General features: G+C 68.2%; 13 protein-coding genes. 2 read left to right on the forward strand and 11 right to left on the reverse strand.

Annotation, left to right across the window (positions count from 1 at the left end):
• Positions 1–82 precede the first annotated feature (82 nt).
• Positions 83–505: a rhodanese-like domain-containing protein gene (locus AB1K54_RS09925; protein WP_371202584.1), complete on the forward strand. Its 423-nt coding sequence runs from the start codon at positions 83–85 to the stop codon at positions 503–505.
• A gap of 2 nt (positions 506–507) precedes the next feature.
• On the opposite strand, the gene AB1K54_RS09930 is transcribed toward AB1K54_RS09925, so the two are convergent.
• The 6 genes from AB1K54_RS09930 to AB1K54_RS09955 form a co-directional block, all read right to left on the reverse strand.
• Positions 508–1,269 (reverse strand): PP2C family serine/threonine-protein phosphatase, encoded by a 762-nt coding sequence (locus tag AB1K54_RS09930; protein WP_371202585.1) that lies wholly within the window; start codon positions 1,267–1,269, stop codon positions 508–510.
• 30 nt (positions 1,270–1,299) lie between these two features.
• Positions 1,300–1,731, reverse strand: coding sequence for a cytochrome c oxidase subunit 4 (locus tag AB1K54_RS09935; protein ID WP_371202586.1), 432 nt, complete (start codon positions 1,729–1,731; stop codon positions 1,300–1,302).
• Positions 1,732–3,495, reverse strand: a complete 1,764-nt coding sequence (ctaD, locus tag AB1K54_RS09940; RefSeq protein WP_371202587.1) for a cytochrome c oxidase subunit I — start codon at positions 3,493–3,495, stop codon at positions 1,732–1,734.
• A 2-nt stretch (positions 3,496–3,497) separates the two neighbouring features.
• The gene (coxB, locus tag AB1K54_RS09945; RefSeq protein WP_371202588.1) at positions 3,498–4,400 is read right to left on the reverse strand and encodes a cytochrome c oxidase subunit II; all 903 of its coding nucleotides are present in this window, start codon (positions 4,398–4,400) and stop codon (positions 3,498–3,500) included.
• 175 nt (positions 4,401–4,575) lie between these two features.
• Entirely contained in the window at positions 4,576–4,941 is a 366-nt protein-coding gene (gene erpA / locus AB1K54_RS09950; RefSeq protein WP_371202589.1) for an iron-sulfur cluster insertion protein ErpA, read from the reverse strand.
• 97 nt (positions 4,942–5,038) lie between these two features.
• On the reverse strand, positions 5,039–6,433 hold the full coding sequence (locus AB1K54_RS09955; protein WP_371202590.1) for a dipeptidase: 1,395 nt from the start codon (positions 6,431–6,433) through the stop codon (positions 5,039–5,041).
• A gap of 47 nt (positions 6,434–6,480) precedes the next feature.
• On the opposite strand from AB1K54_RS09955, the gene AB1K54_RS09960 reads away from it, so the two are divergent.
• Positions 6,481–7,074: a DUF3043 domain-containing protein gene (locus AB1K54_RS09960; RefSeq protein ID WP_371202591.1), complete on the forward strand. Its 594-nt coding sequence runs from the start codon at positions 6,481–6,483 to the stop codon at positions 7,072–7,074.
• Between the two features lie 272 nt (positions 7,075–7,346).
• Here the strand turns inward: AB1K54_RS09960 and AB1K54_RS09965 are convergent, their stop codons facing one another.
• From AB1K54_RS09965 to dnaE, 5 genes are all read right to left on the reverse strand, one after another.
• Positions 7,347–8,372 carry a quinone-dependent dihydroorotate dehydrogenase gene (locus AB1K54_RS09965; RefSeq protein WP_371202592.1) on the reverse strand — a complete coding sequence of 342 codons (1,026 nt, stop codon included), beginning with the start codon at positions 8,370–8,372 and terminating at the stop codon, positions 7,347–7,349.
• A 42-nt stretch (positions 8,373–8,414) separates the two neighbouring features.
• Positions 8,415–8,894: a transcriptional regulator NrdR gene (nrdR, locus tag AB1K54_RS09970; protein WP_371202593.1), complete on the reverse strand. Its 480-nt coding sequence runs from the start codon at positions 8,892–8,894 to the stop codon at positions 8,415–8,417.
• A gap of 12 nt (positions 8,895–8,906) precedes the next feature.
• Positions 8,907–10,250: a histidinol dehydrogenase gene (gene hisD, locus AB1K54_RS09975; protein ID WP_371202594.1), complete on the reverse strand. Its 1,344-nt coding sequence runs from the start codon at positions 10,248–10,250 to the stop codon at positions 8,907–8,909.
• A 64-nt stretch (positions 10,251–10,314) separates the two neighbouring features.
• Positions 10,315–11,427: a hypothetical protein gene (locus tag AB1K54_RS09980; protein WP_371202595.1), complete on the reverse strand. Its 1,113-nt coding sequence runs from the start codon at positions 11,425–11,427 to the stop codon at positions 10,315–10,317.
• 98 nt (positions 11,428–11,525) lie between these two features.
• Positions 11,526–15,074, reverse strand: a complete 3,549-nt coding sequence (gene dnaE, locus AB1K54_RS09985) for a DNA polymerase III subunit alpha (protein WP_371202596.1) — start codon at positions 15,072–15,074, stop codon at positions 11,526–11,528.
• Positions 15,075–15,085 lie beyond the last annotated feature (11 nt).

A 15,085-nucleotide genomic window follows, 5' to 3' on the forward strand; every position in this document is an offset into this window, starting at 1 on the left:
CGCTCATCGAGTAGGCAGGATTCCGGCGGACTCTGGCGCCTGGACGACAACACGCACCGCGGCGCGCTCGTAGGTTTGAGGCATGACAGACGCACTCTCGTACTTCACCGCCAAGCTGACTCACGAGACAGACCCCTCCGACGTGTACGCCGCACAGCAGGCCGGCGAACGCTTCGTGGTGATCGACGTCCGCGGCGACCAGGCATGGGCGCAGGGGCGGGTTCCCGGAGCCGTGCACATGCACTACAGCGAGATCGCGACGCGCGCGCCCCAAGAGATCCCCCTGGACATGCCTGTGATCGTCTACTGCTGGAGCCCGGGGTGCAACGCCGGGGCAAAGGGTGCGCTCGAGTTCGCGAAACTCGGGTACGCCGTACGCGAGATGATCGGCGGCTACGAGTACTGGGCGCGCGACGGGCAGCCTCTCGAGAACGATGAGGGGCCACTCCCCCGAACGTTCGACCCGCTCACCATGGTCGTGCGCGCGCGGGCTGGGGCTGCCTGAGCTCAGGCCGACTCGAGTTGCTCCCCGAAGCGTTCGGCGGCTGCACCGGCGAACACGGGCGCGGTCGCCGAGCGTTCCTGATCGGCGACGACGTCGCAGACGACCGCGGTGATGTTGTCTCGTGAGCCGACGTGAAGGGCGAGGTCGACGATCGATTGCGCGCAGGCCGACGGGGTCCCCTGTGCGAGAAGGGTCGCGACGTGACGTTCGGGGAGGTAGTCCGTGACACCGTCGCTGCACAGCAGCCAACGATCGCCCTCGACGGCCGGGCGGGACACGATCGCGACGACGTCCTCGTCGCCGCCGTGCATCGACGCGGTGATGATGTTCCGCTGCGGGTGCGTCGCCGCCTCCGCCTCGTCGAGCAGGCCCCGGTCGACGAGCACCTGGACGTAGGAGTCGTCATGCGACTCTCGGGTCATCGTCCCGTCACGCAGCAGGTAGGCGCGAGAGTCGCCGGTGTGAGCCAGGACGACTGTTCCGTCCCTTGCCGCGAGCAGCCCGGTGAACGTCGTCGCCATGCCCAGCAGCGCGGCGTCACGCTCGATGTGAGCGCGCAGATCCCAATTCGCGATGCGGATGCGCTGCAGCCAGCCATCGAGCGATAGACGGCCGTGTACGCCCGCAACGAGGCGATGGATGAACGCCGATGACGCCAGATCGCCCGAGGGGCCTCCACCGACCCCGTCTGCGACGGCCGCACCCCACGTCGCGATGAACGCCGAGTCCTGGTTGCTGGTGCGGTGCGGGCCGGCCTCCGACACCGCCGCAGCGTTCAGCTGCAACGGCACGTATCAGCGGGCGAAATAGCCGCGGTAGTACTCGTAGACCCAGCCGACGATCGCGACGACGAACACCGCGATCCCGATGGGCATCAGCCACGCTCCGACCGCGAGCCCGATCATGCCGAGCGCCGCCGAGAACGCCAGCACGAGCGGCCACCACGACCACGGGCTGAACTCGCCCATCTCGGGGTCGCCGTCGTCGATGTCGGCGGTGAGCGTGTCTTCGGGCAGGTCTCCGCCCTGTGCCTTGTGCACGCGGCTCACGTAGAACGCGATGAGCACACCCATGAACGAGGTGAACAGCAGCGCGACCGTGCCGACCCACTCGATGCGATGGACCACGTCACCCTCGTGGGCGATGATGCTCCACCCGGTGTACACGACCGCGACGACGAAGAAGAAGCCGCTGAGCAGCCACCACAGTCCGACGTTGGTGCGCATCTACTTCACTTCTCCTTCGGCGAGGTCGACGACCGGTGTGGCGGGTGCGTCCTTGGCGGGGCCCACACCGACCGGGATGCCGGCCTCGGGGTGGTTGAGGTCGAACGCGGGCCGCTCGCTGCGGATACGCGGGATCGACGTGAAGTTGTGCCGAGGCGGCGGGCAGCTCGTCGCCCACTCGAGCGATCCACCGTAGCCCCACGGGTCGTTGACCGTGACCTTGGGCGCCTTGCGCGCCGTGATCCACACGTTGAACAGGAACGGGATCATCGACGCGCCGAGGATGATCGCACCGACCGTTGAGATCTGGTTCTGCCACGTCCAGCCGTCTGCCGCGGAGTAGTCCGCGTAGCGGCGCACCATGCCGTCCACGCCCAGCCAGTGCTGGATGAGGAACGTCATGTGGAAGCCGATGAACAGCAGCCAGAAGTGCACGTAGCCGAGACGCTCGTTGAGCATGCGGCCCGTCCACTTCGGCCACCAGAAGTAGAAGCCCGCGAACATTGCGAAGACGACTGTTCCGAAGACGACGTAGTGGAAGTGCGCCACGACGAAGTACGAGTCTGACAGGTGGAAGTCCAGCGGCGGCGAGGCGAGGATCACGCCGGTGAGGCCACCGAACACGAACGACACGAGGAAGCCGAGCGTGAACACCATCGGCGTTTCGAACGTGACGGATCCTCGCCACATCGTGCCGATCCAGTTGAAGATCTTCACGCCCGTGGGCACTGCGATCAGCATCGTCATCACGGCGAAGAACGGCAACAGCACGGCCCCGGTCACGTACATGTGGTGCGCCCACACCGCGACGGAGAGGGCCGCGATCGCGATGGTCGCGTAGATGAGCGTCTTGTACCCGAAGATCGGCTTGCGGCTGAACACCGGGAGGATCTCGGAGACGATGCCGAAGAACGGCAGCGCGATGATGTACACCTCGGGGTGGCCGAAGAACCAGAACAGGTGCTGCCAGAGGAGCGCACCGCCGTTCGCGGCGTCGAAGATGTGCGAGCCGAGCACGCGATCGGCTGCGGCGGCGAGGATCGCCGCGGCGAGCACGGGGAACGCCATCAGGATCAGGATGCTCGTGACCAGCGTGTTCCACGAGAAGATCGGCATGCGCCACATGGTCATGCCGGGCGCGCGCATCGTGACGATCGTCGTGATGAAGTTCACCGCGCCCATGATCGTGCCGAAGCCGCTCATGCCGAGACCGAGCATCCAGAGGTTTCCGCCCACCCCTGGAGAGAACGTCGCGTTCGCCAGCGGCTGGTATGCGAACCACCCGAAGGCGGCGGCGCCCTGCGGCGTGAGGAAACCCGCGATGGCGATGATCGAGCCGAACAGGAACAGCCAGAACGCGAACGCGTTCAGACGCGGGAACGCAACGTCAGGAGCACCGATCTGCAGCGGCAGGATCGCGTTCGCGAAGCCCGCGAACAGCGGGGTCGCGAACATGAGCAGCATGATCGTGCCGTGCATCGTGAACAGCTGGTTGTACTGCTCTTTCGTCGGGATGATCTGCATTCCCGGCTCGAACAGCTCAGCGCGGATGATCAGCGCCATCACGCCGCCGAGCATGAAGAACAGCACCGAGGCGATCAGGTACATGTAGCCGATCGTCTTGTGATCGGTCGAGGTGATCCACCGGACGATGATGTTGCCCTTCTGGTCGACACGCGACGCGCTGAGCAGCGCGGCCTGTCGAGGCGGAAGGGTGGTCGGGCGTCCCGACGTGGTCTCCTGAAGCGGAAGCGTCGTCGCCATGATCAGTGATCTCCCTCTTCTGCGGATGCCTCGCCACCGGTTCCCGGCAGGTTCTGGAGGCGGTCGTAGGCGTGGTCGATGTCGCCCGTCTGGCCGGCTTCGCGCAGCGACTCGAGGTAGTCCTCGTACTCGGCCTCGCTGACGACCTTCACGTTGAAGAGCATCATCGAGTGGTACTCGCCGCACAGCTCGGCGCACTTGCCCGCGTACGTGCCCTCGCGCTCCGGAGTGAACGACCAGTAGTTGTCGCGAGCGGGGACCATGTCCTTCTTGTAGAGGAAGTCGATGATCCAGAACGAGTGGACGACGTCGCGCGTCTGGAGCTTGATCTTCACCGTCTTGCCGACCGGCAGATACAGCGTCGGCAGCTCGTCCTGGTCGATGTCGCCGTTGGGCTGAGGCTGAGCCTGAATGCCCATCGTCCAGACGGCATCGGCGTTGTCTTCGTCTTCGCCGTTGTACTGGAAGTCCCACGACCACTGCTTGCCGATCGCGGTGATCGACACGTCGGGGTTCTCGGTCTGAGTCTCGAGGGTCGTCTGGTCGCGCGCCGTGAATGCGAAGAAGCCCACGACCAGGATCAGCGGCACGATCGTGTAGAAGATCTCGATCGGCATGTTGTAGCGCAGCTGGACGGGAAGGCCCGACTGGCCCTTGCGACGGCGGTACGCGATGGCGGCCCACGCCATGAGACCCCACGTGATCACGCCGACGGCGAGCAGGACGATCCAGGAGTTGACCCACAGTCCGGAGACCATCGCGGTGTGGTTCGTGGCCTGCGTGCCGTCTTCGACGAACCCGGGGAGGAACCCGTTCAGCTCAGTGGGGGTACATCCGGCGAGCACAACGGCCGCGGCGATACCGACCGGTACCAGGGCCCAGCGAAGGCGGTGTTTCGACGGCACAGGTGCACCTTTCAGAGTTGCGAAATGTGACTCACGCAAGTCTAGGGCAAGCCTTCAGGCTATTCAGGCCAACCGCTCAGACTCCGGCCCCGCTGAGCGGGTCTGCACGGATGCCGCGGGCATGCGAAAGGGCCCGGAACCGCCTGGTTCCGGGCCCTTCAGAAACGCTGTGCGATCAGTGGAAGCTGTCGCCGCAGGCGCAGCTGCCCGATGCGTTGGGGTTGTCGATGGTGAATCCCTGCTCAGAGATCGTGTCCTTGAAGTCGATCGTCGCGCCGTCGAGATACGGCACGCTCATGTCGTCGACGATGACCTCGACACCGTCGAAGTCGACGGCCTTGTCGCCGTCGAGGAAGCGCTCGTCGAAATAGAGCTGGTAGATCAGGCCGCTGCATCCGCCCGGCTGCACGGCAACGCGCAGGCGCAGGTCATCACGGCCCTCCTGCTGGAGCAGGGTCCTGACCTTGAGCGCGGCGGCGTCGGTGAGCTGGACGCCGTGGTCACGTGCGATCTGGTCGGTCGACAGTGCGGTGTCGGTCATGGCATTCCTCCGAACGTGCCGCGGACTGCGGCGGGCCTGAGCCGATTCTACGTCAGCGGCGTGACCGGCGGCTCGGAAACCGCCGGTCACGCCTGGCTCAGACCGTGCGCGCGTCGAGCTTGGCCAGCAGCAGCGCCTCGGCCACGAGAGCGTTGCGGAACGTGTCGAGGTGGAGCGACTCGTTCGGGCTGTGCGCCCGCGCATGCGGGTCCTCGACCCCGGTCACCAGGATCTGGGCGCCTGGGAACTCGCGCACGAGGTCCGCGATGAAAGGGATGGAGCCGCCCACGCCCATCTCGACCGGCTCGGGTCCGTACGCCTCCCGCAGCGCGTCGCGCGCGTCGGCGACTGCCCATCCCGAGGTGTCCACGAGGAACGGGTCCCCGTAGTCCTGGTCGCTGAAGGTCAGCTGCGCGCCGAACGGCGCGTGCGCGCGCAGATGCGCCTCGATTGCCGCGTAGGCGTCGACGGCGCGCTGGCCCGGGGCCACGCGTGCGCTGATCACGACCGCGATCTCGGGGCTCAGGGTGTTGGATGCGTTCGCGACGCCCGGTGCGCCGATGCCCGTCACCGTGATGGAGGGCTTGTTCCACAGGCGGCTGAGGATCGTTCCGCGGCCGATCGGCGACACGCCGTCGGGAAGACCCGCCTCGTCGCGCAAGGTCTCCTCCGGGTACGCGGGGGTGGGGGCATCCCGCTCGGTGAGCCCCTGCACGGCCACCGCGCCGTCCTCGTCCCACAGGGTCGCGAGCAGCTTCACCGTCGCCATCGTGGCATCGGGCACCGCTCCCCCGAACATGCCGGAGTGCGAGGCGTGGTCGAGCGTGCGCACGCGCAGCGTGAAGCGCGTGTTGCCGCGCAGCGACACGGTGAGGGCAGGGGTCGAGGCATCCCAGTTGGTCGAGTCGGCCACGACGATCGCGTCAGCGCGCAGGGTGTCGGCGTTGTCGCTCAGGAACTGCGCGAACGAACGGGACCCGGCCTCCTCCTCGCCCTCGATGAACAGCGCGACCCCGAGGTCGAAGTCGTCGCCGAGCGCCTCGACGAGCGCGCGGAGCGCTCCGATGTGCACCATCACACCCGCTTTGTCGTCGGCGGCGCCGCGGCCATACAGTCGCCCGGCGCGGACCGTCGGCTCGAACGGCGCCGACTCCCACAGGCTCTCGTCGCCGACGGGCTGCACATCGTGGTGCGCGTAGAGCAGGATGGTCGGGCGGCCGTTGCGCGCAGCGCGCGTGGCGACCACCGCCGGCATGCCGATCTCGTCGGCGCCCGGGATCGCCGCCTGCCTGACCTCGACGGTCTCGAAGATGCCGAGATCGCGCGCGAGATCGGCCACGGCGTCCGCGCTGCGGCGAACGTTCGCGGGGTCGAAACCGGGAAAGGCGATGGAGGGGATGCGCACCAGCGCGCCGAGATCGGCGAGGGCTGCGGGCACGCCGCCCGTCGCCGCAGCGCGGACGGAATCGGTCCGAGAGTCATCTGAGGTCATGCGGGTAATCTTAAGCGCACCCCCTACCGCACGATCGAGGATCAGCCGTGGCAAAGACCCCACCCGACTCAGCAACCGACGGAGCCCCTTCGGAGGGCGCCGTCGCGGGCGGCTCGCCCCTCGCGGCGAACCCCAGCAAGGGCCGCGCGACCCCGTCGCGGGCCGCGCAGGAGGCGGCGCGCAAGCGACCGCTCGTGCCTGACACGAAAGAGGCGAAGGCGCGCGCCAAGATGGAGCTCGCGAACCAGCGCGAGAAGGCCCGCCTGGGCATGGCCGCTGGCGACCCCAAGTACCTCCCGGCGCGCGACCAGGGCCCGCAGCGCAAGTTCGCGCGCGACTTCGTCGACTCGGGCTGGCACCTCGGCGAGGCCGTCATGCCCGCCATGGTGTTCGTGATCGTGGCGATGTTCATCCCGGTGCAGGCGGTGCAGTACTACGCGTTCGTCGCGCTGTGGATCTTCATCTTCTTCGTCGTCGGCGACATGGTCATCACCTCGATCCGCGTCAAGCGCGCCGCGCGCGACAAGTTCGGCGCCGACCGCCTCGAGAAGGGGCTCGGCTGGTACTCCGCGATGCGCACGATCCAGATGCGCTTCATGCGGCTCCCGAAAGCTCAGGTCAAGCGCGGTCAACACCCTTGACGCGACCCGACTCAATGCCGCGCAGCGGCGTTGAGTCGGGTCGGGTCAAGATCGAGTGCCGGCGCGCAGCGCCGGTGTATCGAGATCTCCTCCGCAACCCGCGCCATTCCGCGCAGCCCCGGTAAGCCCGGGTCAAGATCGAGTGCCGGCGCGCAGCGCCGGTGTACCGAGATCTCCTCCGCCAACCCGCGCCATTCCGCGCAGCACCGGTGAGCCGGGTCGGGTCAAAATCGAGTGCCGGCGCGCAGCGCCGGCGTATCGAGATCTCCTCTTCAGGATGCCTCGACCAGGCCCCTGTTGATCTGGCGCGCCCACAGCGGCCCGCGGTAGAGGAACGCCGTGTACCCCTGCACGAGGTCGGCCCCGGCATCCAGTCGCTCGCGCACATCCGCCGCCGTCTCCACGCCGCCGGCGGCGATGACGACGAAGTCGTCGGGGACTGCCGCCCGCACGGTGCGCAGCACGTCGAGGGCACGCGCCTTCAGCGGTGCACCCGAGAGTCCGCCGTCGCCCGCGGCCGCGATCACGGCGGGGTCGGTGATCAGTCCGACCCGGGAGATCGTCGTGTTGGTCGCGACGATGCCCGCCAGCCCGAGCTCGACGGCGAGCGCCGCGATCGACGTGATCTCGTCGTCGGACAGGTCGGGCGCGATCTTCACGAGCAGGGGCGTGGTGCCTGAGGCATCCTTCACCGCATCAAGAAGCGGACGAAGCGTCTCGACCGCCTGCAGGCCCCGCAGTCCCGGCGTATTGGGCGATGAGACGTTCACGACGAGGTAGTCGGCCAGCGAAGCCAGCAGCGTCGCGCTGCGCACGTAGTCGGCGACCGCGTCGGCGACCTCTACCACCCGCGACTTGCCGATGTTCACCCCGATCACGGGCCGCCTCGCCCGGCGCCGCAGCTTCGTGAGGCGTGCCGCGAGGGCATCGGCGCCGCGATTGTTGAAACCCATGCGGTTGACGACCGCACGATCGGGGATCAGGCGGAACAGGCGCGGCCTCGGGTTGCCGTCCTGCGGGATCGCCGTGACGGTGCCGACCTCGATGTGGCCGAAGCCCAGCGCCCACAGCCCCGACACGCCGACCGCGTTCTTGTCGAACCCTGCCGCGACTCCGAACGGCGAGTCGAAGTCCAGGCCCAGCGCGGACCGGCGGAGTGCGGGCGCGGGCTTCGTGATCGCGCGCGCGGCCCACGAGAACACCGGCAACCCGAGCACGCGGATGACCAGCATCGCCGCGTGGTGCGCCGTCTCGGGATCCATGCGCGCGAAGAAGGTGCGGAAGATGAAGGCGTACATCTGTTCCAGGCTATCGGCAGGAACCGACCGCCCCGACCGGGGTCAGTCCTCGAGCGGCACGCGCGGGGACGGCCGGCCGTGGTCCGCGCGCAGCAGCGAGATCGCGGTCTCGAAGTCCTCAAGGGATTCGAACGCCTGGTACACGCTCGCGAAGCGCAGATAGGCGACTTCGTCCAGCTCGCGCAGCGGCCCCAGGATCGCGAGCCCGATCTCGTTCGTGTCGACCTGCGACGCTCCCGTCTGCCGCACCGCCTCTTCGACGCGCTGCGCGAGGACCGCGAGATCGCCGTCGGTCACCGGCCGGCCCTGACACGCCTTGCGCACGCCCGACATCACCTTCTCGCGACTGAACGGCTCGATCACCCCGGAACGCTTGATGACGTTCAGACTCGCCGTCTCGATGGTCGAGAAGCGGCCGCCGCACTCGGGGCATTGGCGCCGACGACGAATGCTGAGGCCATCGTCGCTTGTGCGCGAATCGATCACGCGTGAGTCGGGATGACGGCAGAACGGGCAATGCATGGCACCGACAGACTACGCCCCGACAGCGGCGGCGGTCGCGCCGGACGACGGCGCGTGCCCGTCGAAGCGCGCAGTGATCGCCTCTCCGTGGGCCGGCAGCGCCTCGGCCTCAGCGAGGGCGACGATCGCCGCGCTCACCCGCGCGAGCGCGGCGCGGTCATACTCGATCACCTGCTGCGGACGAAGGAATGTCGACGCCGACAGGCCCGAGGCGTAGCGCGCCTGGCCCCCGGTGGGGAGCACGTGGTTGCTGCCGGCGAGGTAGTCGCCGAGGCTCACCGGCGCGTGGGGGCCGACGAACACTGCCCCGGCGTGGATGAAGTCTTCGGGGCGCGGGGCTTCGAGGTGCAGCTCGAGGTGTTCCGGCGCGTAAGCGTTGCTGAACGCGGTCGCCGCGGCGAGGTCATCCACGAGCACGATCGCCGACTGAGGGCCCGATAGCGCCGTGCGGACCCGCTCGGCGTGGCGCGTGCGAGAGGCCCGCTCCACGATGTCGGCGGCCACCGCGTCAGCGAGGGCGGCGGAGGCGGTGACGAGCACCGCGGAGGCCTGCTCGTCGTGCTCGGCCTGGCTCACGAGGTCGGCCGAGACCAGGCGCGGGTCGGCGGAGTCGTCGGCCACGATCAGGATCTCGGTGGCACCGGCCTCGGCGTCCGTCCCGACCAGACCGGCCACGACGCGCTTGGCGGCGGCGACGAAGTTGTTGCCGGGACCGGTCACGACGTCGACCCGCTCAAGTCCGAGGCTCGGCACGCCGTGTGCGAACGCGCCGATCGCGCCCGCGCCGCCCATCGCGTAGACCTCGGTGACACCCAGCAGCCGCGCCGCCGCGAGGATGACCGGGTGGATCCTTCCGCCGAACTCGCGCTGCGGCGGCGACGCGAGGGCGACCTCGTCCACGCCGGCGACCTGTGCGGGCACGACGTTCATCACGACGCTCGAGGGATACACCGCCTTGCCGCCCGGCACGTAGAGACCGACGCGGCGGACCGGCTGCCAGCGCTGGATCACACGCGCGCCCGCGTCGAGATCGGTCGTGGCCGGCGGCGGGACCTGCGCGGCCGACGCGGCGCGCACCCGGACGATCGCCTCTTCGAGCGCCGCCCGCACGATCGGGTCGAGACCCTCGAGCGCCTCGTCGAGGTGCTGCTGCGGAACCCGGATGTCGTGACCGGCCACCCCGTCGAAGCGCTCCGCCTGGTCGCGCAGCGCGGCCTCGCCGTCGGAGGCCACTGCGGCGACGATCTGCGCCGCGGCGTGCTGGGCTTCTTCGAGAGCGGCTGTCGCGCGCGGGACGGTGTCGAGCAACTCGGAGGCGGTCAGCGAGCGACCGCGCAGATCGATGGTCCGGAGCATCCCCTCAGGGTATCGGTTCGAGGTGATCGTCTCCTGAACCGCAGAAGACGCCCCAGCCGCCGCATCAGCCGCGCGTCACCTCGGAGACGTCGTGGAGGAAGCCGACCGTGCCGTCCTCGTCGCGCACGACGAACGTGTCGCCGCGGTCCTCGATGACGAGCGCCCAAGCCATGGGACCGATGCGGAAGAGCGGAATGCCCTGCTCGTCGACGACGTCGCGCTCGACCGGTGCGAGGGCCCAGAACGCCTGATACCGCACGGCGGGCGCCTCTTCGACGCGAGGCTCCGCCGCCACGGGAGCCTCGATGATGGGCTCGCCGTCGGCCGGGGCCTGCTCGTCGCTGCCCGAATAGGCGGTGTGCGCGGCTTCGGGGTCGGCGAAGGAGTACGCCCCCGTGTCGGCGTATTCGCCCGGCTGGCCGTAAGCGGCCGGCTCGCCGTAAGCGGCCGGCTGGCCGTACGCACCGGTGGCACCGTACGCACCGGGGTCGGTGGAGCCTGCCGGCTGGACGTAAGCGATTTCGGCGACGGGGCGAGCAGGCCGCGCGGTGACGGGACGGATGGGCCGGGCGCTGCGGTGGGCGACGACCTCGGGGCGACCGCGGAAGTCCTCGCTGAAGGGCGGGATGAACGGGGCGAACACCGTCAGCACGACGCCGGCGAGCATCGCGGCGAAGCACACGAAGACGACCCAGCTGCTCACCCACGCGCCGCCCTGGACGCTCAAGGTGCGGAAGGCGTCCCAGATCCACGCGAACCACACGGTGGCCGAGACGGAGAACGCCACGGAGGCGAACTGGTCGATGCCCAGCGACCCCACGCGGCGGATGCCCTGGGGCGACAGGCGACGCAGCGCCAGGAGGAAGACGGCGACCGTGGGCACGCCGATCATGAGGATCCACACGATGCCGAGCGTCCACACCGATGCGAACGCGAAGACGGTCACCGAGAAGAACGACGACACGAAGGCCACGAGCCACGCGCCGATGATCGAGACCTCGCGGATCGAGAAGGGGCCGACCCCGTACTGGGGCGGCAACTGGTCATCTGAGCCCGCCGAATCGGTGTGCGCGGTCGCCGGCGCTTCGGCCGCGGGGGCGTTCTCGTCAGGAGCCACGCTCTCGACGTCCGGCTGCGCCGCGTCGATCCGCTCTTCCAGGCTCTGCTCGTCAGTCACATTCTTCCCTTCTGCCACACGTCGCGTCGACGCGTGGAGCCGATACTACCCACGCCGGATGAGACCGCAAGGAGACGACGCGCGGCGCGAAACGAAGCTCAGCCGAGGCACTGTGGGCCGAGCAGTCCCTTGAGCTCGCCGTACAGGTCGGCGGTCACCGAGACCGGATGCGGCACCTCGAACACCTTCGCAGTGGACCCCTTGTGCAGCTTGAGTGTGACCTCGGTCTCGCCCACATGGCGCGTGAGCACGCGGGAGAGCTCCTCGACGAGGCCCTGGGTCGCACGATGCTCCGGAAGCATCAGGATGAGCGGGCCGGACGCGTCGACCGCTCCGAGATCCGGCGTGAACGCGGCTTGGGCGTGCAGGTTGAGGCCGTCGTCGCGGCGTGACACGCGGCCTCGCACCACGAGGATCGAATCCGCCTGCAGCATCGACTGGAACTCGAGGTACGTCTTGCCCATGAACATGATCGTCACCTCGCCGTCGAAGTCCTCGACGGTGATCATGCCGTAGGGGTTGCCGCTCTGCTTCGCGACCCGGTGCTGCACGCTCGTGACGAGCCCCGCGACAGTCACCTGGTCGCCGTCGTTGACGTCGTCGGATGCCAGCAGGTCGTGGATGCTGGTCGAGGCGTGCTTCGCGAGCGGGATCTCCAGGCCCGCGAGAGGGTGGTCCGAGACGTAGAGCCCGAGCATCTCGCGCTCGAAGGCCAGCTTGTCCTTCTTCGTCCACTCCGGCCGCTCGGGCACCTTCGCCGCGTGCTGCGGCTCGTCGTCGCCCCACAGCGAGTCGAAGTCGAACCCGACCTCGCCGTTGGCCTCGCGGCGCTTGTCGAGCACCGCCTGCTCGGTCGCATCCTCGTGGATCTCCATGAGGGCCCGCCGCGTCGAGCCGAGGGAGTCGAAGGCCCCCGCCTTGATCAACGACTCGACCGTGCGCTTGTTCGCGACGTGGGCCGGCACCTTGCCCAGGAAGTCGTGGAAGCCCGCGTACGAGGCATCCTTGCGCGCAGCGACGATGCCGTCGACGACGTTCGCGCCCACGTTGCGCACCGCGCCGAGGCCGAAGCGGATGTCTTCGCCGACGGCCGCGAAGTACCGGATCGACCCGTTGACATCGGGCGGGAGCACGCGGATTCCCATGCGTCGGCATTCGTTGAGGTACACCGCCATCTTGTCCTTCGAGTCTCCGACGCTCGTGAGGAGGGCCGCCATGTACTCGGCGGGATAGTGCGCCTTGAGATAGGCCGTCCAGTACGAGATGAGTCCGTAGGCGGCGGTATGGGCCTTGTTGAAGGCGTAGTCGGCGAAGGACTCCAGCACGTTCCACAGTGCGTTCTGCGCGTCGGCCGAATAGCCATTGGCCGTCATGCCCGCGAAGAACGTCTCCTGCTGCTTCTGAAGGACGGCGCGGACCTTCTTGCCCATCGCCTTTCGCAGGATGTCTGCTTGTCCGAGCGTGTAGCCGGCGAGTTTCTGCGCGGCCTCCATCACCTGCTCCTGATAGACGATCAGGCCGTACGTGCCGCCCAGGATGTCGCGCAGCGGCTCTTCGAGCTCGGGATGGATCGGAGTGATCTGCTGCAGACCGTTCTTGCGCAGCGCGTAGTTCGTGTGGGAGTCCACGCCCATCGGACCGGGGCGGTAGAGCGCGAGCACGGCCGAGATGTCTTCGAAGTTGTCGGGCTTCATCAGGCGCAGCAGGGAGCGCATCGGTCCGCCGTCGAGCTGGAACACCCCCAGCGTGTCGCCGCGGGACAGCAGTTCGTAGGACGCCGCGTCATCGAGGGCGAGATCCTCGAGGACGAGCTGCTCGCCGCGGTTCGCGGTGATGTTCTCGAGGGCGTCCGAGATGATCGTGAGGTTGCGCAGCCCCAGGAAGTCCATCTTGATGAGGCCGAGGGACTCGCACGCCGGATAGTCGAACTGGGTGACGATCTGCCCGTCCTGCTCACGGCGCATGATCGGGATGATGTCCAGCAGCGGATCGCTGGACATGATGACGCCGGCAGCGTGGACGCCCCACTGGCGCTTCAGGTTCTCGAGCCCGACGGCGGTGTCGAAGACCGTCTTGGCCTCGGCATCCGTCTCGATGAGGGCGCGGAACTCGGAGGCCTCTTTGAACCGCGGATGCTGGGGGTCGAACATGCCGGTGAGCGGGACGTCCTTGCCCATCACGGCCGGGGGCATCGCCTTGGTGAGTCGCTCCCCCATGCTGAACGGGAACCCGAGCACGCGACCGGCGTCCTTCAGCGCCTGCTTGGCCTTGATCGTGCCGTACGTCACGATCTGCGCGACGCGTTCGTCTCCGTACTTGTCGGTGACGTACTGGATCACCTCGCCGCGGCGGCGATCGTCGAAGTCGACATCGAAATCGGGCATCGACACGCGCTCGGGGTTGAGGAACCGCTCGAACAGCAGACCGTGCTCGAGCGGGTCGAGATCGGTGATCCTCATCGCGTAGGCGGCCATCGAACCGGCTCCCGAGCCGCGACCCGGCCCGACGCGGATGCCGTTGTGCTTGGCCCAGTTGATGAAGTCGGCCACGACGAGGAAATAGCCGGGGAACTTCATCTGCACGATGATGCCGGTCTCGTAGTCGGCTCGGCGGCGCACCTCATCGGGGATGCCGGCCGGGTAGCGCTCCCGCAGTCCGTTCTCGACCTCTTTGACGAACCAGCTCTCTTCGGTCTCGCCCTCGGGGACCGGGAAGCGCGGCATGTAGTTCGCCGACGTGTTGAACTCGACATCGCAGCGCTCGGCGATGAGCAGCGTGTTGTCGCACGCCTCGGCATGGTCACGGAAGACCTGACGCATCTCGGCGGGCGACTTGACGTAGTAGCCGTCTCCGTCGAACTTGAAGCGCTTCGGGTCATCGAGCGTCGAGCCGGACTGCACGCACAGCAGGGCGGCGTGGCTTCCCGCGTCGTGCTGATGCGTGTAGTGCAGGTCGTTGGTGGCGACCAGCGGAATCTCGAGGTCTTTGGCGATCTTCAGCAGGTCGGACATGACGCGGCGCTCGATCGAGAGGCCGTGGTCCATGATCTCGGCGAAGTAGTTCTCTTTTCCGAAGATGTCCTGGAACTCCGCCGCCGCCGCGCGAGCGGCGTCGTACTGCCCGAGCCGCAGACGCGTCTGCACCTCGCCGCCGGGGCAGCCCGTCGTCGCGATCAGCCCCTTCGCGTACGTCTGCAGCAACTCGCGGTCCATGCGGGGCTTGAAGTAGTACCCCTCCATGCTCGCGCGGCTCGAAAGGCGGAAGAGGTTGTGCATGCCCTCGGTCGTCTCGCTGAGCAGGGTCATGTGCGTGTAGGCGCCGGAGCCCGAGACGTCGTCGTCGCTCTGCTCGGGGGTGCCCCAGCGCACGCGCGCCTTGTCGGAGCGGTGCGTGCCGGGCGTGACGTACGCCTCGATGCCGATGATCGGCTTGATGCCCGAGTCTTTCGCGGTCTTGTAGAACTCGTACGCCGCGAACGTGTTGCCGTGGTCTGTGACGGCCATCGCCGGCATGCCCAGGCGCACCGCCTCTTGCACCATCGGGCCGATGCGCGCAGCCCCGTCGAGCATCGAGTACTCGCTGTGAACGTGCAGATGGACGAAGGAGTCGGATGCCACGTCTTCGAGTCTATGGACCGGCTCAGACATCGCGCGCGGCC

Origin of the sequence: Microbacterium sp. BWT-B31, assembly GCF_041379855.1 — a bacterium.
In the GTDB taxonomy this organism is placed as follows: domain Bacteria; phylum Actinomycetota; class Actinomycetes; order Actinomycetales; family Microbacteriaceae; genus Microbacterium.

Coding starts and splice junctions, on each gene's coding strand:
- AB1K54_RS09925 (WP_371202584.1), top strand. CDS start 83: ATGACAGACGCACTCTCGTACTTCACCGCCAAGCTGACTCACGAGACA.
- AB1K54_RS09935 (WP_371202586.1), bottom strand. CDS start 1,731: ATGCGCACCAACGTCGGACTGTGGTGGCTGCTCAGCGGCTTCTTCTTC.
- ctaD (WP_371202587.1), bottom strand. CDS start 3,495: ATGGCGACGACGCTTCCGCTTCAGGAGACCACGTCGGGACGCCCGACC.
- erpA (WP_371202589.1), bottom strand. CDS start 4,941: ATGACCGACACCGCACTGTCGACCGACCAGATCGCACGTGACCACGGC.
- AB1K54_RS09955 (WP_371202590.1), bottom strand. CDS start 6,433: ATGACCTCAGATGACTCTCGGACCGATTCCGTCCGCGCTGCGGCGACG.
- AB1K54_RS09965 (WP_371202592.1), bottom strand. CDS start 8,372: ATGTACGCCTTCATCTTCCGCACCTTCTTCGCGCGCATGGATCCCGAG.
- nrdR (WP_371202593.1), bottom strand. CDS start 8,894: ATGCATTGCCCGTTCTGCCGTCATCCCGACTCACGCGTGATCGATTCG.
- hisD (WP_371202594.1), bottom strand. CDS start 10,250: ATGCTCCGGACCATCGATCTGCGCGGTCGCTCGCTGACCGCCTCCGAG.
- dnaE (WP_371202596.1), bottom strand. CDS start 15,074: ATGTCTGAGCCGGTCCATAGACTCGAAGACGTGGCATCCGACTCCTTC.